This is a genomic window from Leisingera thetidis (assembly GCF_025857195.1).
GTDB classification, from domain to species: Bacteria; Pseudomonadota; Alphaproteobacteria; order Rhodobacterales; family Rhodobacteraceae; genus Leisingera; species Leisingera thetidis.
On sequence record NZ_CP109787.1, the window covers coordinates 2,108,208 to 2,126,509 of the forward strand.

Consider the following 18,302-nt stretch of genomic DNA (forward strand, 5'->3'; position numbering starts at 1 on the left):
GGCGGGCGGCTTGTACCTGCCGCCGCGGCTGCGTATGATGCGGGCTTCCGGGCGCATTCCCGCGCCGCAGCCATCCAGACGCCATGCCCGTAGATCCTTCCGAGCTCTCCACCTGGAGCCATGTCAAATACTTTGGCAGCAACCTGTTCCTGCGCGGTCTGCTGCTGGGAGCGCGGCTGATCCCCTACCGTCTGCGGGTGCCGTTGATGGGCCGGCTGGTCACGGCCATGGGCCGCCTGGCCGGGTTCGACAAACGGGTGCGCAGCAATCTGGACCTTGTCAGCCCCGAGCTGGCAGAGCTGGATCCCGGTGTGCTTTACCGGAACGTCAGCGACAATGCGGGCCGGATGATAGCCGAGATCTACGCGGGCAGCCCATTCCACGACCGCGCAAAGGCGGCGCCGATCACCGGTCCGGGCCTGCAGGCGCTGGAAGAGGCCCGTGCAGCGGGCCGCCCGGTCTTGCTGGCAACGGCTCATTTCGGCAATTACGACGCCGCCCGCGCGGCGCTGTTCGCCCGCGGATTCGAGATGGGCGCACTGTACCGCCGGATGGCAAACCCCTATTTCAATGAACACTACGTGGCCGCGATAAAGGGCAATGGCGAACCCCTGTTCGAACAGGGCAAGCGCGGCATGGTCGAGCTGGTCCGGCATCTGAAGAAAGGCGGCATCGCCGCCATCGTCACCGACCTGCACGCGCAGGGCGGCGAGCTGATCGATTTCTTCGGCAAGCCCGCCGTTACCTCCACCGTGCCGGCGGAGCTGGCGCTGAAATTCGGCGCCGCACTGATACCGGTCTACGCGGTGCGCCAGGAGAACGGGTTGGATTTCGAGATCGTGATGAGTGCCGAGGTCCCGCCCTCCGACCCGCTCACCATGACAAAGTCGCTGAGTGCGGACCTGGAGGCCATCGTCCGCAGACACACAGGGCAATGGTTCTGGATACACCGCCGCTGGAAACCCTTTGTGCCAGTTGCCAAGCCCGGCAGGCAGGCCGGGCAGGCAGAGGATTGATCCCGCAGCTCAATCCGCCTGCGCAGCCGCGACAATGCGGCCGAAGGGCGCTTCCTGCACCAGCACTGCGGCTGGCTGGCTGCCGGGCGCGGGGACTGAAATCTCCAGCTCCCCTGCCCCGTCCCACTCTGCGGCGGTCTGCCAGCCGTCCACCACATTGGCATAGGTGAAGGTCTTCCCGGCCAGTTCGCCGCGGGTGATGCTGACGGTCCGTTCCGGGGTGTAACGCACCACCTGCACCAGCAGTCTGCCGCCAGGCACCTGCGCCCTGGGCTGCAGCCGGATCACCAGCTCCCCGCCCTGCCGCGTCACGGACAGCAACACAGGACGGGGCTGCTCCTTGTGCTTCCCGATGGCATCCGCCACCTCCATTGCGTCCGCCCCGACCACATCATCCTGCCCCATGATGATCATCTGCGGTGTGTAGATCATCCGGCGCCCGCCCGCATGGGCGTAGCCTTTCTGCCGCTTGGTATGAGAGGGTTTGGCGAACTGGTCCTTCCAGCCGATGTAATCCCAGTAGTCCACATGCAGCGCCAGAGGCAGCACGTCGCGGCGCCCCGCCAGCTCGTGCAGCAGCGCATCGGCCGGCGGGCAGGACGAGCAGCCTTGCGAGGTATAAAGCTCGACCACCACGGGTTCCGCTGCGGATTGCCCGTATACCGGCAGGGCCAGGCTCAAAGCTGCCACGAATGACGCCAGAAGTTTCATGAATCGCTCACACTGTTTCTTAGGCATCCGGTCTAAAGATGTGTCCGCAAATACGCCAATCAATCATTTTTGAGCCCGGCGCGGGCGGCCGGACCGCAAAAAAATGTGTACTATTGCATACAAAAGTGCCCCCTGCGGCGTTTGGGCTATTGAATGCTTGATCTTCCTCATGCATTTAGCTGGCAGCGAATTCCCCGATTTCAAATTCTTGAGGGAGGCCAAACATGCCTATCACCGTCGGACAGGACAATGCCAAGGCGCGCAGAACGCTCAGCGTCAACGGCAAGTCGATCTCCTATTACTCCATTCCCGCAGCCACCGAAGCGGGTTTTGGCGATTTCACCAAGCTGCCCGCCGCGCTGAAGGTGGTGCTGGAAAACATGCTGCGCTTCGAGGATGGCGGCTTTTCGGTCTCCACCGATGACATCAAGGCGTTCGGCGAATGGGCCGAAAAGGGCGGCAAGAACCCGCGCGAAATCGCCTACCGCCCGGCCCGCGTGCTGATGCAGGACTTCACCGGCGTTCCCGCCGTGGTCGACCTGGCCGCCATGCGCGACGGCATCGTCGGCCTGAAAGGCTCGGCCGCCAAGATCAACCCGCTGGTCCCCGTCGACCTGGTCATCGACCACTCGGTGATGATCGACGAGTTCGGCAACCCGCGCGCGTTCCAGATGAACGTCGACCGCGAGTACGAGCGCAACATGGAGCGCTACCAGTTCCTGAAGTGGGGCCAGACCGCGTTCAACAACTTCCGCGTGGTGCCGCCGGGCACCGGCATCTGCCACCAGGTGAACCTGGAGTACCTGGCTCAGACCGTCTGGACCGATGTGGACCAGGACGGCAATGAGGTCGCCTATCCCGACACACTGGTCGGCACCGACAGCCACACCACCATGGTCAACGGCGCCGCCGTGCTGGGCTGGGGCGTTGGCGGCATCGAAGCCGAAGCGGCGATGCTGGGCCAGCCGATCTCGATGCTGATCCCCGAGGTTGTCGGCTTTGAGCTGACCGGCGAGATGACCGAAGGCACCACCGGCACCGACCTGGTGCTGAAAGTGGTGGAAATGCTGCGCGAGCTGGGCGTGGTCGGCAAATTCGTCGAATTCTACGGCTCTGGCCTCGATAAGCTGCCGCTGGCCGACCGGGCGACCATCGCCAACATGGCCCCGGAATACGGCGCCACCTGCGGCTTCTTCCCGATCGACGCCGAAACCATCCGCTACCTGCGCAACACCGGCCGCGACGAGGACCGCATCGCGCTTGTCGAAGCCTATGCCAAGGAAAACGGCTTCTGGCGCGACGCGAGCTACAACCCGGTCTACACCGAGACCCTGAGCCTCGACATGGGTTCCATCGTGCCCGCGATCTCCGGCCCGAAACGGCCGCAGGACTATATCGCGCTGGACGCTGCCGCGGCGACTTTCCACAAATACGTGGAAGGCCAGCGCAGCGCCAAGGACGCCAGCGCCCGTGCCGAAGGCCGCTGGGAGGCCGAGGGCGGCCAGCCCGAGCCGCAGGAGATTCCGGGCAACGAAGGCCACCACAAGGCAGGCTTTGTGACCACGGACGAGCATAACTACCAGCTGCACGACGGCTCGATCGTGATTGCCTCCATCACCTCCTGCACCAACACCTCCAACCCTTACGTGATGATCGGTGCGGGCCTGGTGGCGAAAAAGGCGCACGCGCTGGGGCTCACCCGCAAACCCTGGGTCAAGACCTCGCTGGCGCCGGGCTCGCAGGTTGTGTCCGAGTATCTCGAAGCGGCGGACCTGCAGCAGCATCTGGACGCGATCGGCTTCAACCTGGTCGGCTACGGCTGCACCACCTGCATCGGCAACTCCGGCCCGCTGGCCGAGGAAATCTCGAAATGCATCAACGATCATGACCTGATCGGTGTTTCGGTGCTGTCGGGCAACCGCAACTTCGAGGGCCGGATCTCGCCGGATGTGCGCGCCAACTATCTCGCGTCGCCGCCGCTGGTGGTGGCCTATGCGCTGGTCGGCGACATGAACGTCGACATCACCACCGCGCCGCTGGGCCAGGACAAGGACGGCAACGATGTCTTCCTCAAGGACATCTGGCCGACCCAGAAGGAAATCGCCGATCTGGTCGAGCAGACCGTGACCCGCGAGGCGTTCCAGTCGAAATACGCCGACGTCTTCAAGGGCGACGAGAAGTGGCAGGCGGTCGAGACCACCGACGCGGAGACCTATGATTGGCCCGCTGCCTCGACCTACATCCAGAACCCTCCCTATTTCCAGGGCATGGGCACCGAGCCGGGCACCATCTCGAACATCGAGAATGCCAAGGTTCTGGCGGTGCTGGGCGACATGGTCACCACCGACCACATCTCGCCCGCGGGCTCCTTTGCCACCACCACCCCGGCCGGCAAATACCTGCTGGAGCGTCAGGTTCAGCCGCGCGAGTTCAACTCCTACGGCTCGCGCCGCGGCAACCACGAGATCATGATGCGCGGCACATTCGCCAACATCCGCATCAAGAACGAGATGCTGGACGGCGTCGAGGGCGGCTATACCAAGGGTCCCGACGGCGAACAGACCTCGATCTACGACGCTTCCATGGCGCATCAGGCCAACGGCACCCCGCTGGTGGTGTTCGGCGGCGAACAGTACGGTGCGGGCTCCTCGCGCGACTGGGCTGCCAAGGGCACCGCGCTCTTGGGCGTCAAGGCCGTGATCGCCGAAAGCTTCGAGCGCATCCACCGGTCCAACCTGGTCGGCATGGGCGTGATTCCGTTCGAGTTCACCGGCGGCGACACCCGCAAGTCGCTGGGCCTGACCGGCGAGGAAACCGTTTCGATCCGCGGTCTGGACACCATCGAGCCGCAGCAGGAAGTGCCCTGCGACATCACTTTTGCCGATGGCTCCGCCAAGACCATCACACTGAAGTGCCGAATCGATACCGCGCCGGAGATCGAGTACATCGAACACGGCGGCGTGCTGCACTATGTGCTGCGCAACCTGGCCAAGTCGTAAAGCCAGCGGCAATCGATACATCAAGGGCGCCCCTTCGGGCGCCCTTTCTGTTTCGGCCGGACACCCGGTGCCGAGTACAACCAATTGTGTACATTTCACGCTGCGTTTGCCGCTGTACCCTCCGCGTGCGGCGTGCAAACATACAGATGAAAAACACTTTTTCCCTTGTCGGGGCACAAGGAGGCCGGACGCCGAAGCATGAAAGAAGCCGCAATTGCCTTTATCTATCCGGATCTGGACACCTTTGAAGAGCACGCTCAGACCGTGGTGGCGATGCTTGCGGACACCCGGGCCTTTCCCGGCTGCCTCGAAGCCCGCGCCGGTATCAACCGCGAGCGTTTTGAAATCGCCGTTTTCCATCTGTGGGAAACAAGCGGCCATCTGGACCGCTACCTGACCTGGCGGGCGGAGCGCGGCGATTTGGACGCCCGCAGCGCCACGATGCGGCGGGAACAGGACTTCCGCACCTTCTCGGTTCCCTGAAGACATCCGGCCCTCAGGCATCCGGCCGGGTGTGCACAGGCTTTGTTCGCAAACGCCGGATTGCCCTGCACCGCTGCCGCGGGGATAGTGAAGACATGAAACAGACAGACAGCATCACCGGCTATCACGCCCATATCTATTTCGACGGGAGCACCGTCGAGCAGGCCCGCAGCCTCTGCCGGCAGGCGGCGGATCTTTTTGGCGTTCAGATGGGCCGTGTGCATGAGAAAAACGTCGGCCCGCATCCCCGGTGGTCCTGCCAGCTGGCCGCCCGTCCGGAGCAATTCCCTGCGCTCCTGGCCTGGCTGGCGCTGAACCGCGATGGGCTGATTGTTTTTGCCCATCCGGAAACCGGCGACGAACTGGCGGATCACCGCGATCATGGGATCTGGCTGGGGACGGGCCTGGCGCTGGATCTCAGTATCTTTGACTGAGCTGCTGGCAGCACAGCCGCCACCCGGAGGTTCCGCGCCTCCTGACAGTACAGCGCGATGCACCGCCGCCCTCAGGCGGCCGGATTACTGGCCGGCCGCCTTTTCCATGGCCGGGCGCAGCGTTTTCTCGATCACCCTCTGGGTGATGGGACCGGCAAAGCGCAGCACGATCTTTCCCTCGCCATCCACCACATAGGTTTCCGGCACGCCGTACAGGCCCCAGTCGATCGCCATCCGGCCCTTCTCATCCCGGCCGATGGCCGTGTAAGGGTCGCCCAGCTCGTTCAGGAACGCCTCTGCATTCCCCAGCTGGTCCTTGTAGTTGACGCCGTAAACCGGGATGCCCTCCTTGGACAGCGCCTCCAGATTCGGGTGCTCCGCCCGGCAGGGCGCGCACCAACTGGCCCAGTAGTTCACCAGCTTCACGGTGCCGTCGCGCAGGGTTTCGTCGCTGAACATCTCCTTGCCCGGAAACTCATCCAGCACCACCGGAGGTGCCGGCTGGCCTTCGCGGGCGGACGGCAGGCTGTCCGGGTCCTCGCGGAACATCCCCACCAGCGCCAGGCCGACAAAGCCTGCAAACACCACACCGGGAACCGCCATCAAGGGAGAGATTTTAGCCATTGCGCTTCATCCGGGTTTCCAGGGTTTCCATTTCCCGGCGCACCTTGCGGCCGCGCAGGATTGTCAGCACCACCAGCGCCAGCAGCAGCAGCAGCGAGGCACCATAAGCCGACAGCACCGTATCGGCGTATTTTCCAAGATCGGGCATCAAGCCTCCAGCCGTTCGCGCGCCATCAATGCCTTGATGCGGCGGGCGCGGATTTCAGTTCCGGTGCGGTAGAACACCAAGGCGATGAACAACAGCACAAACCCCGCCATGCAGACATAAAGCGGGTTGGAGAACGCATCGGCCACGTTTTCCTTTTCATCGAGGCTCAGCGACGCCCCCTGGTGCAGCCCCTGGTTCCAGAAGTTCACCGCATAGCGGCTGAGCACCGCAAAGACCGACCCCACCAGACACAGGATCGAAGTGAGGTCGGCGGCGGTATCCGGGTTGTCGATCGCCTCCCACAGGGCGATGTAGCCGAGGTAGAACAGGAACAGCACCAGGAAAGAGGTCAGCCGCGGGTCCCAGGCCCACCAGGTGCCCCACATCGGCTGGCCCCAGATCGCCCCGGTGATCAGCGCGATCACAGTCATCACCACGCCCACGGGTGCTGCGGCACGGGCGGCCAGCGCGCTGACATGGTGGCGTCGGATGACCCAGACCAGCGAGGTGACCAGCATCATGAACCACGCATTGATCGCCATCAGCGCCGAGGGCACATGCAGGAAGATGATCTTGACGGTGGAGCCCTGCCGGTAATCGTCAGGCGTGAAGAAGAAGCCCCAGACAAGGCCAACGGTAATCAGCACCGCTGAGCCGGCCCATAAGGCCGGCATCACCATTTCGGTGGTGGCCAGGAACTTTTTCGGGTTGGCGTATTCCCAGATCGACATGGTGGCTATTTAGCTCTTGTTCTCGGGTTTCTCAATTCACGGGTCAGGCATTCGGTCAGCGCAAATTGACGCGCAGGACGGCGGCGCTGGCGAACGGCAGCAGGGCGATGGAGGCAGCGGAGATCCCGGCCAGCAGCAAGAGCGGCGTCTGCACCGCCATGCCCTCGGCGCCGCGGCGGGCCACTTCGGAGCCGAAAATTAGCGTCGGCACATAGAGCGGCATCACCAGCAGCGACATCAAAAGGCCGCCGCGCTTCAGCCCCACGGTCAGCGCCGCGCCAAAGGTGCCGATGACGCTCAGCGCCGGGGTGCCCAGCAGCAGCGAAATCACCAGCCACTGGAAGCCTGCAACCGGCAGGTTCAGCAGCACCCCCAGCACCGGCGCCGCCATCACCAGCGGCAGCCCGGTGGTGATCCAATGGGCCAGCGCCTTGATCGTAACGGTGCTTTCCAAGGGCAGCGGCGCGGTGGCCAGGAGGTCCAGCGAGCCGTCCTCCCAATCCAGCGCCAGCAGCCGGTCCAGCGACAAGAGGCACGCCAGCAGCGCCCCCAGCCACAGCACGCCCGGCGCGATGCGGGCCAGCAGTTCGGACTGCGGGCCGACGGAGAACGGCACCATCACGGTCACGATCAGAAAAAACGCGAGGCCAAGACCAAAGCCGCCGCCCGCCCGGAAGGCGAGTTTCAGATCCCGCAGCAACAGCGCAATCACAGGAAGCCTCCGTCGAAATCATCCAGCGCCAGCGGCTTGGCCTTGAAGGGGCCGACATCCAGCACCTCCGCCTCCAGCCCCAGATCGGTGTGGGTGGCAATCAGCGCCGCGCCGCCCTGCCCCAGATGCGCCCGCACCGCGTCCGCAAACATCGCGACCGAGGTCTTGTCGAGGCTCACTGTCGGCTCATCCATGATCCAGATGGGCCGCCCAGTCACCAGCATCCGGCTGAGGCCCAGGCGGCGTTTCTGCCCCGCCGACAGCGCCCCCGCCTGCCGGTCGCGCAGTCCTTGCAGGTCAAACCCGTCCAGCGCCTGTTCAATGCCGTTGCGGCCAAAGACACTGGCCCAGAAAGTCAGGTTCTCCGCCACCGTCAGCGTCGGCTTCAACCCGTCGGAATGGGCGGCATAAGCGATCTGGTCCTCGGCGCCCTCGACCCGGCCTTTCAGCGGCGGCTGCAGGCCTGCGACGGTGCGCAGCAGGGTTGTCTTGCCGATCCCGTTGGGTCCGCGCAGGATCAGCGCCTGGCCGGGCTCAAGCGCAAAGCTCAAGGATTCCAGCACCGGGATGCCGCCGCGGGCCACGCTCAGATCCGTCACAGTCAATGTCATGAAGCCCGCTTATCCCATTGTGCCTGCGCATGAAAAGACCATTCGGCCGCGGCCCGCCTTGCGGCAGGTCAAATACATCTTCAGAAAATCAGACCGGCAGCGCCGCCATGGCAATCCGGCGCCCTTCCGACAACAGCACATTGTAGGTGCGGCACGCAGCGGGCGAGTTCATCGCCTCGACCCCCAGCCCGGCCTCCTCCAGCGTGTTGCGGAGGTCTGCCGGGATATGGGCGATCTCGGGGCCGGTGCCGATGAACAGCACGTCGATCTCCCCGGCCAGCGCCAGCAATGGTCCGGCATCTGCCATACCTCCCCAGGCCGCGGTGCCCGCCGCCGAGGTCAGAACCGCGCCCTGATGCACCTGCCCGCCGATGCGGAAAAACCCGGCGCCGTAGCCGTCAATCGGCTGCGCGTCAGTATAGCTTACTTCGTTCAGGCGCATGCGCGGTCCTTTCAGTCGAATACCGGGAGGCTGGATAGCACGGCCAGCGCAATCACGGAATAGGAGGCAAAGCGGTAGAGCTTCTCCAGCTTGGGGTCAAACAGCGCCTTGCCGGTCAATGTGGTGATCACGTATGGCACCCCCAGCAAAGCAGCCAGAACGACCGCCTGCAGGCTGGCCAGACCGCCAAAAACCAGGTTGACCGCAATAACCACATCGAGGGCAGCCAGGAACACGATGGTGTTGGCCCTGACCCGTGCCACGTCCCGCACATTGGCCAGATAAAAAACGATGACCACCGGCCCCGTCAGCCCGGTCATGCCGCCAACAATGCCCGCCGCGCCGCCAATGGCAAACCGCCCCGGCCAGCCCAGACGGCCCTGCCAACGCCAGCCGGAAACCACCGCCGCCAATGTCACTCCGATCACCCCTGCCGCCAGCCATCGCAGCGTCAGCGGATCCATCTGCGACATCACCCACAGACCCGCCGGGACGGTCGCGGCAGCGGCCATCGCCAAAGCGCCGACCTCAGCCTTGTCGGCCTGGCGCCAGGCCTGCGGGAACAGGGTGATGGTGGAGAACACCCCCATCAGCACCATCAGGAACACCACATCCGCCGCGGGCAGGAACTGTGCCCCGACGGGGACAAAGATCATCGCGGTGCCGAAACCAGTGAAGCCGCGGACCAGGCCCGCGGCTCCGATTGTGACCAGAAGCCAGAACAGCCCCGGTGTGGCCAGGGCTGCCTGAAAGGCTTCAAGCATCGATATTCGAGAACTGGTTGCCGGTGGTGTTTGCCTGTTTGGACCAATCGCGCTTCACCCCCAGCTTCAGCAGGATGGTGGAGGCGACAAAGACCGACGAATAGGTTCCGACCACAACGCCCCAGATCATCGCAAAGACAAAGCCGCGGATCACGTCGCCGCCCAGCACATAGAGCGAAACCAGCGCCAGCAGCGTGGTGACAGAGGTCATCATGGTGCGGCTCAGCGTCTCGTTGATCGAGATGTTCAGAACCTCTGCCAGGTCCTTCTTCTTGTATCGGCGCAGGTTCTCGCGCACCCGGTCAAAGACCACCACGGTATCGTTCAGCGAGTAGCCGACGATGGTCAGCAGCGCCGCGATGATTGCCAGGTCGAACCTTATCTGCAGTTCGGAGAACACGCCGATGGTCAGCACCACGTCATGCACCAGCGCTGCCACCGCGCCAAGGGCAAACTGCCATTCGAACCGCAGCCAGATGTAGACCAGCACCGCAGCAATGGCGAGCACCACGGCATAGACCGCAGTCTTGATCAGCTCGCCCGAGACCTTCGGGCCGACGGATTCGACCGACACGAATTTAATGCCCGGCGCCACCGCATCCAGCGAGGCCTTCAGCGTTTCGGTCATCTCGCCGGAGATCGCCTCGCCGTCGTCCTGTGCCTGAATGCGGATCATGGCGACGTGCTGGTCCTCATCGAAGGCCGGATCGAACACCTCGGTGATCGATACATCGCCCAGCTCATGCACCGCCAGCGCATCGCGGTAGGCGCCGGTGTCCACGGCCTCGGTGGCCTCGGTCCGGATCGTGGTGCCGCCGCGGAAGTCGATGCCGAAATTCAGCCCCTGCATCAGGAAGGACGCCAGCGCCACCACCATCATCAGCGCCGAAATCCCCAGCCAAAGCTTGGCGCGCTTGAAGAAATCGAAAGAGGTTTTCTCGGGAACAAGTCTCAGCCGCATCTTACACCTCAATCGTTTTCGGACGGCGCCGTTCGAACCACATGATAATCATCAGGCGGGTGACAAAGATCGCGGTAAAGACCGACGTCAGAATGCCCAGCCCCAGAGTGATCGCAAAGCCGCGCACCGGGCCGGAGCCCATGGCGAACAGGATCACCGCGGTGATGAATGTGGTGATGTTGGCGTCAAGAATGGCGCTCAGCGCCTTGGAGTAGCCTTCGTCGATGGCCTTGGCCGGGCCGCGGCCCGCTTTCAGCTCCTCGCGGATCCGCTCGAAGATCAGCACGTTGGCGTCCACCGCCATGCCGACCGTCAGCACGATGCCGGCGATGCCCGGCAGGGTCAGGGTGCCGCCAATCAGGCTGAGCGCGCCAAAGATCAGGGCGATGTTCAGCACCAGCGCCACATTGGCGAACATGCCGAACATGCCATAGCTGCCCACCATGAAGACAAGCACAGCGGCAAAGGCCACGGCTGTTGCCACCTTGCCCGCGTCGATGCTGTCCTGGCCCAATTCGGGGCCGATGGTGCGCTCTTCCAGGAACTCCAGCTCCGCGGGCAGCGCACCGGCGCGCAGCAGCACGGCCAGGTTGGTGCTTTCCTCGATGGTGAAGTTTCCGGTGATGATGCCGGAGCCGCCCGGGATATGCGACTGGATCACCGGCGCCGAGACCACCTCGTCATCCAGCACGATGGCAAACGGCGAGCCGATGTTCTCGGCGGTGTAATCGCCAAACCGGCGCGCACCGGAGGTGTTGAAGCGGAAGGTCACTGCCGGCCGCCCGTTCTGGTCAAACGTGGGCTGCGCATCCACCAGGTCCTCGCCGGTCACAACCGATGCGGCCTCGATGGTGTAGTAGACGCCCTGCTCATCAAGGGACGGGATGATCTTGTTCCCGAAACCTGCTGACGCATCCGGATCGCTGCCGCGGCCCACAACCGGGTTGAAGGTCAGCTGTGCGGTGGTGCCGATGATCTCTTTCAGCTCCGAGGCTGATCCGATGCCCGGCACCTGGATCAGGATCCGGTCGGTGCCCTGGCGCTGAATGGTCGGCTCGCGGGTGCCGACCTCGTCGATGCGGCGGCGCACGATCTCCAGCGCCTGGCGCACGGTGCGGTCGTCCGAGGCGATCTTCTCTGCCTCGCTCAGCCGCACCACCAGGATGTCGCCCTCGGCGGACACTTCGATATCGTTGGCGCCCACACCGGTCAGTGTGGTGATCGGATTGGCCAGGCCGCGGACAATTTCCAATGCCCGGGGCATGGCCTCAGGGTTGGATTTCAGCCGCAGCCGCAGCTGATCCTTCTGACTGTTCACCTGGCCGAATGTGCCGATCGTGCCGCGCTCTTCCCGCAGCGCGTCGCGCACTTCCGGCCACAGCGCGTCCATCCGGGCTTCATAGACGTCGGACACCTTCACTTCGGCCAGCAGATGCGCGCCGCCCCGAAGATCAAGCCCGAGATTTACCAGGCCCGACGGCAGGAAAGACGGCCACTGGCCGGCCGTTTCCAGCCGTTCCGGCGTTTCGCCCTTGGCGATGATATCCACCGCGGCGTCATTGGCCTGTTCGACGCGGGTGTAAAACCCGTTTGGCAGGGCAAGCAGCAGGCCGGCCGCACATACCAGCCAGATCAGCACCCTCTTCCAGAGATCAATTTGCAGCATTGCCCTGCCTTTTCAGTTTGTTAGTTCAGCAAGCTCACGACACCGGGTCGGTCTTGCTCAGCACCTGGGCAATGGTCGCCTTGACGACGCGCACTTTCACTCCCTCTGCGATTTCGACTTCGATCTCGCCATCTTCCTTGACCTTGGAAACCTTGCCGATCAGGCCGCCCTGGGTCACCACCTGGTCCCGCACCCGCAGCTGGTCGACCATCTTCTGATGCTCTTTCACCTTTTTCTGCTGCGGCCGGATCAGCAGGAAGTACATGATCGCGAAGATCAGGATAAGCGGGAGAAATTGGGCGATTGCGCCACCGTCCATGGGATATTCCTTCTGTCAAAGCGGCATGGGGTTCACGCCGGAATTTTGCAGCGGAACCTATGCGCTGGCCCCTGGGTTTGCAAGTGAGCGCTGCCGTGCTGCTGCACAGAACCCGCTCCGCAGCCGCCGCCTGGCCGGCGGACCTCGAAAGTACAGGCCCTGAGACGCACGCCCCGCGACGATTTTGATTGCAAAACGGCACGATTCGGCGCTTTGCTTGACCCTGCGCAAGCCGCCAGGCGCGGGGCCATGCCCCTCTTTCCGGTCCGGACGGCGGCCCGGCCATTCCATTGAGAAGGAACAGGCGCATGATGATGGTGCGCTGCTATCTCGCCCCCTCGGCCATCGAAGGGCTGGGTGTATTCTGCCATGACAGCATAACCAAGGGAGACATCGTCTGGCGGTATGACAGAATGCTCGACACCACCTTCCCGGAAAACAAGCTGGACAATGTCGAGCCGCATGTGAAGGAGTTTCTGGAACGCTACTGCGTGCCCGATCCCTGCCGCCCTGGCTATCTGATCCTGCAATGCGACGAAGGGCGTTTCCTGAATCATTCGATGTACCCGAACCTAGATTTCTCCGACGGGGTCTGGGGCCGGGCGCTGACCAATATTCCCGCAGGAACGGAGCTGACCTTCGACTATGCGGATTTCCTGACCGGCGAGATTCGCATGCAGCCTCCCAGGCATCAGGTCCACATGATGGCGATGGCCGCGGAATAAGACATAAAAGGCCGGGCGCAGAACCCGGCCTTTGCATTTCCGGCCGCTGGCAGGATGCGGCTTCTGTGCCCGAATATCCCACTTGCAGCATAGACCGTACGCCCCCCTTCCCCTTTGTTCACCCTTGCGTCATAGGATGGTTCTACTGATTCAAACCATCTTCCAACGCTAGGAGAGACTCTCATGCATGACATCCGCGCTATCCGCGAAAATCCTGCCGCTTTCGACGCCGCTGTGGCGCGGCGCGGGGACGCGGGCGTGTCATCCGAGATCCTGGCACTGGACGAGGCCCGCCGTGCCAAGATCCTGGCCGCGGAAACCGCCCAGGCCGAGCAGAACAAGGCGTCCAAGGAAGTCGGCGCCGCCAAGGCCCGCGGCGACGAGGCCGGGTTCAAGCGCCTGCGCGCGCTGGTGGCCGAGAAAAAGGCCGAAGTGGCCGCGATGAACACCGAGGCCAAGGACCTTGACCAGCAGTTGAATGACATGCTGTCCACCATCCCGAACCTGGCGTTCGAGGATGTTCCACTGGGCGCGGATGAGGACGACAACGTCGAAATCCGCCGCTGGGGCGAGCCGAAACCCTTTGATTTCGAGCCCAAGGAGCATTTCGAAATCGAAGGCGTGAAGCCCGGCATGGATTTCGAGGTTGCGGCCAAGCTTTCGGGCAGCCGTTTCGTGGTGCTGTCCGGCGCCGTGGCCCGCATCCACCGCGCCCTGGCGCAGTTCATGATCAACACCCATGTCGACGACAACGGCCTGACCGAAACCTGGACCCCGGTGCTGGTGCGCGAAGAGATGATGTACGGCACCGGCCAGCTGCCCAAGTTCGGCGAGGACAGCTACAAGACCACCAACGGCTGGTGGCTGGTGCCGACGGCCGAGGTCACGCTGACCAACATCGTCAACGGCATGACCGTCGAGGAAGGCTACCTGCCGCGCCGCTATGTGGCGCACACCCAGTGCTTCCGCTCCGAGGCCGGTTCGGCCGGCAAGGACACCGCCGGCATGCTGCGCCAGCACCAGTTCGAGAAGGTGGAGATGGTCTCGGTCACCCACCCGGACACCAGCCTGGAAGAGCATGAGCGCATGACCCGCTGCGCCGAAAACATCCTGGAGCGTCTGGGCCTGCCCTACCGCACCATCGTGCTGTGCACCGGCGACATGGGCTTTGGCGCCCGCAAGACCCATGACATCGAGGTCTGGGTGCCGGGCCAGAACACCTACCGCGAGATTTCCTCGGTCTCGGTCTGCGGCGATTTCCAGGCCCGCCGGATGAATGCGCGCTTCAAGCCCGCGGACGGCGGCAAGCCGCAGTTCGTGCACACCCTGAACGGCTCCGGCCTGGCGGTGGGCCGCTGCCTGATCGCGGTGCTGGAAAACGGCCAGCAGGCGGACGGCTCGGTCAAGCTGCCGGAAGCGCTGGCGCCTTACCTGGGCGGCAAGCTGACCCTGACCGCCGAGGGCAAGCTGGTCTGAAGCAACGGCTCAGAGAAACAGAAACTGACGCCCCACCGGCGTCAGTTTTATTTTAAAATAAAAGACTTACAGTCACTTCTTCGACTTGCTCTTTTTCTTTCCGGAAGCCTGGCCGTCCAAAATGGCCTTGGCTTTGGCCTTTTCCTTCTCGATGGCTTTCTTTGCCTTCGCCTTCATCTTTTTCGCTTTCTTCTTGGCCTTTACCCTGGCCACCGCGAACTCTTCAGCCAGCTGCGCTGCCATCCTCTTGGCCTTGCGCGCCTTGGCCTGGGCTTTTACGGCCTTGCCCTCAGCGGCCTGACGCGCAGCTTCGGCTTCGGCCAGTCTTGCGTTCATCTCGTCCTGCGAAGGCGGCGTGCTCTGCTCCGAAGCCTTTTCGGAGTGCCGGGTTTCCGGTGTCACGCGCCCGCCTCCAGCCGCCTGTGCCGCGGGTTTGGATTCAGCCATAGTTTCTGTCTCCGTTCTTGCAACTTTCTTCAACACTGCTGCCCGGCTCGCTCCGATGTTCGGGATGCTGCACAATTCGGACTCATCCATGCCGGCCAGGTCTTCCACGGTGGCGACACCATGCGCCAGCAGATGCCTTGCCAATGCCGGCCCGACCCCGCGCATTTTCCGAATAGGCATCATGGCCGGTTCTTTCTTCCTCGCAAATGCCCGCTAACCGGCATCCCGGCCAAGATTTGCACAGTTGTTTTCAGCCGGGAAAGGGGACAAGGCATTTTTTCTCCTCGTCCCATAGCTTCAGTGCCAGCGCCCGGACCGCTTCCGGGAATCTGATCCGGCGCAGCCCCATTTCCGGCGGCAGGCTGTAGTGGCACTGGCGCAAGTGGTACGAGGGGATCCGGGCATTGTAGTGGTGGATGTCATGCAGGGTGATATTGGCCACCGCCATGTCGAAAAACCAGCCGAAATCCAGGCAGGACGAGCCCTGCAGCGCTGCCACCTGCGGGTTCAGATCCGGGCGGCGGTCCCAGTAGGTGTCTTCGAAATTGTGCTGCAGGTAGACCAGGAACACCCCGATCATGCCGCCAAGAAAGGAAAACGCCAGCCACACCCAGATGCCGGTCATCCCCGCTGCCCGGTAGAGCAGCGCCAGCATCGCCACGATCACCATGTTGTGCAGGATCACACCCAAGACGCCGAACCGGACCGTGTTCTTCGGCCAGCGGTAGCGGATGAAATAAGTGAACGCCGCCCCCAGGGGCACCAGCACAAACGGGTTGCGGTACAGCCGGTAGCCCAGCCGCTCCCAGAACCCTGCCCCGCGCCACTCCCGCAGGGTCATGGTGTGGATCTCGCCGGTCTCCCGGTGCTCCAGATTGCCGATGTTGGAATGGTGCAGGTTGTGGTTCTGCTTCATCACCTCGAACGGGGCAAAGGTGAAGGGCGACAGCGCATGGCCGGCAAGCTCGTTCTGCAGCCGGGTTTCGAACAGCGAATGATGCCCGGTGTCATGCTGCAGCACATAAAGCCGCACTGCGGCAAAGGCAAAAACGACACCTGCGGGCAGCATCACATACCAGCGGTCCACACCGGCAATGGCAAGGCTGAGCGCTGCGAAATAGACCGCAAACGTCCCGAAATAGCTGAGCGCCGCCAGCCGGTTGTCCTTTTCCGTGAACTTGCGCGTATGTGCCCTCAGATCCATGAAACCGTCCATAAAATCAGTGTGTGACAGCTGCGCAAAAGGCGCAGCCCATCCAAGGTAAAGGTCCAAATAATCCCGCCAGGCCCAAAGGCAAGGCTACCGCAAAACGAATGATGCAACCATAGGGTTGGACGGCCGCCGCTGCAATGGCAGCGCGGCCTGCCATGCGGGCGCCGGACAGGCCATCGGCCGCCAGGACCCGCGAAACGCCAAAGCGCCGCCCGTCAGGGCGGCGCCGGGCCCAACGGGGCCGATGCAGTCTTCAGACTGTGCCGGGCCGGGCGGGAGCGCGCCGCCCGCGGCCAGGATCAGCTGCCGCGTTTGTTCAGATGCTTGGCCAGGGCGCCGGCATTCTTCGCCCGCTTGCCCTTATAGGGGTTCTTGTCGCCCTGCCCGCGCATGTACAGGCGGATCGGGGTGCCGGGCATGTCGAAATCCTCGCGCAGGCCGTTGACCAGATAGCGGGTGTAACTCTCCGGCAGCTTGTCCGGATGCGAGCACATCACCACGAACCCCGGCGGCCGGCTCTTGGCCTGGGTCATGTAGCGCAGCTTGATCCGCTTGCCCTGCGGCGCTGGCGGCGGGTGCTGTTCCAGCATGCCGACCAGCCAGCGGTTCAGCGCCGCGGTCGGCACCCGGCGGTTCCAGGTGGCATAGGCGCGCATGATCGCGTCGTGCAGCCGGTCCAGCCCTTTGCCGGTCTTGGCAGACACGGTCACCAGCGGTGCGCCGCGCAGCTGCGGCAGCAGGCGGCCAAAGGCCTCTTTCAGGTCGCGCAGCTTTTCCTGCTTGTGCTCTTCGGCGTCCCATTTGTTGACCGCCACCACAACCGCGCGCCCCTCGCGCTCGGCCAGGTCGGCAATCCGCAGGTCCTGCTGCTCGAACGGGATGCTCGCATCCAGCAGAACCACCACGACCTCGGCGAATTTCACCGCGCGCAGGCCGTCGGAAACCGAGAGCTTTTCCAGCTTCTCCTGCACCTTGGCCTTCTTGCGCATGCCGGCGGTGTCGAACACCCGCATCGGCACGTCTTTCCAGTTGATCTTGAGCGAGATCGCATCGCGGGTAATCCCGGCTTCCGGGCCGGTCAGCAGCCGCTCCTCTCCCAGGATCTTGTTGATCAGCGTCGACTTGCCCGCATTCGGGCGGCCCACGACGGCCACCTGCAGGGGCTTGGCATCGGTTGGAACAGGGATGACCTCTTCCTCGTTCTCGCCGATCTCTTCATAGACCTCGACATCGGTGTCCGGCGAATGATCGACGGCCTCCGCCTCGAATTTCTCCGCCAGCGGCTGCAGAATGCCATAAAGGTCCGGCATCCCCTCGCCGTGCTCGCCGGACAGGCGCAGCGGCTCGCCCAGGCCCAGCCCGTAGGCTTCCAGCACCCCGGCTTCGGCTGCGTTGCCCTCAGCCTTGTTGGCGGCCAGGATCACATGCGCGGACTTGCGGCGCAGAATGTCGGCAAAGATCTCGTCCGTTGGCGTCACCCCGGTGCGCGCGTCGATCATGAACAGGCAGATGTCGGCCATGTCCACCGCCCGCTCGGTCAGCCGCCGCATCCGGCCCTCCAGCGAGTTGTCGGTGGCATCCTCCAGACCGGCGGTGTCGATCACCGTGAACCGCAGGTCTCCCAGCCGCGCCTCGCCCTCGCGCAGATCGCGCGTGACGCCGGGCTGATCATCGACGAGCGCCAGCTTCTTGCCCACGAGGCGGTTGAAAAGGGTGGACTTGCCCACATTGGGGCGGCCCACGATGGCGAGGGTAAAGGACATCAGACCAGCTTTCTGCGATTCAGACGCGGCTCATAGCGCATCCGCGCGGCATCCGCC

General features: G+C 63.7%; 20 protein-coding genes. 6 read left to right on the top strand and 14 right to left on the bottom strand.

The window, feature by feature from the left end; all coding sequences use genetic code 11:
* Positions 1–83 precede the first annotated feature (83 nt).
* A complete protein-coding gene (locus tag OKQ63_RS10045) occupies positions 84–1,016 on the top strand; it encodes a lysophospholipid acyltransferase family protein (protein WP_264213788.1) in 933 nt (310 codons plus the stop codon).
* Positions 1,017–1,025: 9 nt separating this feature from the next.
* Here OKQ63_RS10045 and OKQ63_RS10050 read toward each other — a convergent pair whose 3' ends face one another.
* The gene (locus OKQ63_RS10050; protein WP_264213789.1) at positions 1,026–1,727 is read right to left on the bottom strand and encodes a DUF1223 domain-containing protein; all 702 of its coding nucleotides are present in this window, start codon (positions 1,725–1,727) and stop codon (positions 1,026–1,028) included.
* Positions 1,728–1,951: 224 nt separating this feature from the next.
* On the opposite strand from OKQ63_RS10050, the gene acnA reads away from it, so the two are divergent.
* From acnA to OKQ63_RS10065, 3 genes are all read left to right on the top strand, one after another.
* Positions 1,952–4,726 carry an aconitate hydratase AcnA gene (gene acnA, locus OKQ63_RS10055; RefSeq protein ID WP_264213790.1) on the top strand — a complete coding sequence of 925 codons (2,775 nt, stop codon included), beginning with the start codon at positions 1,952–1,954 and terminating at the stop codon, positions 4,724–4,726.
* 198 nt (positions 4,727–4,924) lie between these two features.
* A complete protein-coding gene (locus tag OKQ63_RS10060) occupies positions 4,925–5,209 on the top strand; it encodes a hypothetical protein (RefSeq protein ID WP_264213791.1) in 285 nt (94 codons plus the stop codon).
* A 95-nt stretch (positions 5,210–5,304) separates the two neighbouring features.
* Positions 5,305–5,643, top strand: a complete 339-nt coding sequence (locus tag OKQ63_RS10065; RefSeq protein WP_264213792.1) for a DOPA 4,5-dioxygenase family protein — start codon at positions 5,305–5,307, stop codon at positions 5,641–5,643.
* An 84-nt stretch (positions 5,644–5,727) separates the two neighbouring features.
* On the opposite strand, the gene OKQ63_RS10070 is transcribed toward OKQ63_RS10065, so the two are convergent.
* The 10 genes from OKQ63_RS10070 to yajC all read right to left on the bottom strand — a co-directional run bounded on the left by OKQ63_RS10070 (position 5,728) and on the right by yajC (position 12,621).
* Complete coding sequence (locus OKQ63_RS10070) at positions 5,728–6,267, bottom strand: DsbE family thiol:disulfide interchange protein (protein ID WP_264213793.1); 540 nt, start codon at positions 6,265–6,267, stop codon at positions 5,728–5,730.
* Entirely contained in the window at positions 6,260–6,415 is a 156-nt protein-coding gene (ccmD, locus tag OKQ63_RS10075; RefSeq protein ID WP_035920135.1) for a heme exporter protein CcmD, read from the bottom strand. The genes OKQ63_RS10070 and ccmD overlap by 8 nt, the downstream gene beginning before the upstream one ends.
* A complete protein-coding gene (locus OKQ63_RS10080; RefSeq protein WP_264213794.1) occupies positions 6,415–7,146 on the bottom strand; it encodes a heme ABC transporter permease in 732 nt (243 codons plus the stop codon). The genes ccmD and OKQ63_RS10080 overlap by 1 nt, the downstream gene beginning before the upstream one ends.
* 55 nt (positions 7,147–7,201) lie before the next feature.
* On the bottom strand, positions 7,202–7,858 hold the full coding sequence (gene ccmB / locus OKQ63_RS10085; RefSeq protein ID WP_264213795.1) for a heme exporter protein CcmB: 657 nt from the start codon (positions 7,856–7,858) through the stop codon (positions 7,202–7,204).
* Positions 7,855–8,469, bottom strand: coding sequence for a heme ABC exporter ATP-binding protein CcmA (gene ccmA / locus OKQ63_RS10090; RefSeq protein WP_264213796.1), 615 nt, complete (start codon positions 8,467–8,469; stop codon positions 7,855–7,857). The genes ccmB and ccmA overlap by 4 nt, the downstream gene beginning before the upstream one ends.
* A gap of 88 nt (positions 8,470–8,557) precedes the next feature.
* The gene (locus OKQ63_RS10095; protein WP_264213797.1) at positions 8,558–8,911 is read right to left on the bottom strand and encodes an Mth938-like domain-containing protein; all 354 of its coding nucleotides are present in this window, start codon (positions 8,909–8,911) and stop codon (positions 8,558–8,560) included.
* A gap of 11 nt (positions 8,912–8,922) precedes the next feature.
* On the bottom strand, positions 8,923–9,675 hold the full coding sequence (locus OKQ63_RS10100; RefSeq protein ID WP_264213798.1) for a TSUP family transporter: 753 nt from the start codon (positions 9,673–9,675) through the stop codon (positions 8,923–8,925).
* Complete coding sequence (secF, locus tag OKQ63_RS10105; protein ID WP_264213799.1) at positions 9,668–10,636, bottom strand: protein translocase subunit SecF; 969 nt, start codon at positions 10,634–10,636, stop codon at positions 9,668–9,670. The genes OKQ63_RS10100 and secF overlap by 8 nt, the downstream gene beginning before the upstream one ends.
* Before the next feature lies 1 nt (position 10,637).
* Positions 10,638–12,302, bottom strand: a complete 1,665-nt coding sequence (gene secD / locus OKQ63_RS10110; protein ID WP_264213800.1) for a protein translocase subunit SecD — start codon at positions 12,300–12,302, stop codon at positions 10,638–10,640.
* 34 nt (positions 12,303–12,336) lie between these two features.
* Positions 12,337–12,621 carry a preprotein translocase subunit YajC gene (yajC, locus tag OKQ63_RS10115; RefSeq protein WP_264213801.1) on the bottom strand — a complete coding sequence of 95 codons (285 nt, stop codon included), beginning with the start codon at positions 12,619–12,621 and terminating at the stop codon, positions 12,337–12,339.
* 308 nt (positions 12,622–12,929) lie between these two features.
* On the opposite strand from yajC, the gene OKQ63_RS10120 reads away from it, so the two are divergent.
* Together OKQ63_RS10120 and serS are read left to right on the top strand one after the other, a co-directional pair.
* A complete protein-coding gene (locus OKQ63_RS10120; protein ID WP_264213802.1) occupies positions 12,930–13,346 on the top strand; it encodes an SET domain-containing protein in 417 nt (138 codons plus the stop codon).
* Between the two features lie 183 nt (positions 13,347–13,529).
* A complete protein-coding gene (gene serS / locus OKQ63_RS10125) occupies positions 13,530–14,822 on the top strand; it encodes a serine--tRNA ligase (protein WP_264213803.1) in 1,293 nt (430 codons plus the stop codon).
* Between the two features lie 72 nt (positions 14,823–14,894).
* On the opposite strand, the gene OKQ63_RS10130 is transcribed toward serS, so the two are convergent.
* The 3 genes from OKQ63_RS10130 to der form a co-directional block, all read right to left on the bottom strand.
* Positions 14,895–15,452, bottom strand: a complete 558-nt coding sequence (locus tag OKQ63_RS10130; RefSeq protein WP_264213804.1) for a helix-hairpin-helix domain-containing protein — start codon at positions 15,450–15,452, stop codon at positions 14,895–14,897.
* Between the two features lie 67 nt (positions 15,453–15,519).
* Complete coding sequence (locus tag OKQ63_RS10135; protein WP_264213805.1) at positions 15,520–16,473, bottom strand: fatty acid desaturase; 954 nt, start codon at positions 16,471–16,473, stop codon at positions 15,520–15,522.
* A 308-nt stretch (positions 16,474–16,781) separates the two neighbouring features.
* Positions 16,782–18,245, bottom strand: coding sequence for a ribosome biogenesis GTPase Der (gene der, locus OKQ63_RS10140; protein ID WP_264213806.1), 1,464 nt, complete (start codon positions 18,243–18,245; stop codon positions 16,782–16,784).
* Between the last annotated feature and the right edge of the window lie 57 nt (positions 18,246–18,302).

Coding starts and splice junctions, on each gene's coding strand:
- OKQ63_RS10045 (WP_264213788.1), top strand. CDS start 84: ATGCCCGTAGATCCTTCCGAGCTCTCCACCTGGAGCCATGTCAAATAC.
- OKQ63_RS10050 (WP_264213789.1), bottom strand. CDS start 1,727: ATGAAACTTCTGGCGTCATTCGTGGCAGCTTTGAGCCTGGCCCTGCCG.
- acnA (WP_264213790.1), top strand. CDS start 1,952: ATGCCTATCACCGTCGGACAGGACAATGCCAAGGCGCGCAGAACGCTC.
- OKQ63_RS10060 (WP_264213791.1), top strand. CDS start 4,925: ATGAAAGAAGCCGCAATTGCCTTTATCTATCCGGATCTGGACACCTTT.
- OKQ63_RS10065 (WP_264213792.1), top strand. CDS start 5,305: ATGAAACAGACAGACAGCATCACCGGCTATCACGCCCATATCTATTTC.
- OKQ63_RS10070 (WP_264213793.1), bottom strand. CDS start 6,267: ATGGCTAAAATCTCTCCCTTGATGGCGGTTCCCGGTGTGGTGTTTGCA.
- ccmD (WP_035920135.1), bottom strand. CDS start 6,415: ATGCCCGATCTTGGAAAATACGCCGATACGGTGCTGTCGGCTTATGGT.
- OKQ63_RS10080 (WP_264213794.1), bottom strand. CDS start 7,146: ATGTCGATCTGGGAATACGCCAACCCGAAAAAGTTCCTGGCCACCACC.
- ccmA (WP_264213796.1), bottom strand. CDS start 8,469: ATGACATTGACTGTGACGGATCTGAGCGTGGCCCGCGGCGGCATCCCG.
- OKQ63_RS10095 (WP_264213797.1), bottom strand. CDS start 8,911: ATGCGCCTGAACGAAGTAAGCTATACTGACGCGCAGCCGATTGACGGC.
- OKQ63_RS10100 (WP_264213798.1), bottom strand. CDS start 9,675: ATGCTTGAAGCCTTTCAGGCAGCCCTGGCCACACCGGGGCTGTTCTGG.
- secF (WP_264213799.1), bottom strand. CDS start 10,636: ATGCGGCTGAGACTTGTTCCCGAGAAAACCTCTTTCGATTTCTTCAAG.
- secD (WP_264213800.1), bottom strand. CDS start 12,302: ATGCTGCAAATTGATCTCTGGAAGAGGGTGCTGATCTGGCTGGTATGT.
- yajC (WP_264213801.1), bottom strand. CDS start 12,621: ATGGACGGTGGCGCAATCGCCCAATTTCTCCCGCTTATCCTGATCTTC.
- OKQ63_RS10120 (WP_264213802.1), top strand. CDS start 12,930: ATGATGATGGTGCGCTGCTATCTCGCCCCCTCGGCCATCGAAGGGCTG.
- serS (WP_264213803.1), top strand. CDS start 13,530: ATGCATGACATCCGCGCTATCCGCGAAAATCCTGCCGCTTTCGACGCC.
- OKQ63_RS10130 (WP_264213804.1), bottom strand. CDS start 15,452: ATGATGCCTATTCGGAAAATGCGCGGGGTCGGGCCGGCATTGGCAAGG.
- OKQ63_RS10135 (WP_264213805.1), bottom strand. CDS start 16,473: ATGGATCTGAGGGCACATACGCGCAAGTTCACGGAAAAGGACAACCGG.
- der (WP_264213806.1), bottom strand. CDS start 18,245: ATGTCCTTTACCCTCGCCATCGTGGGCCGCCCCAATGTGGGCAAGTCC.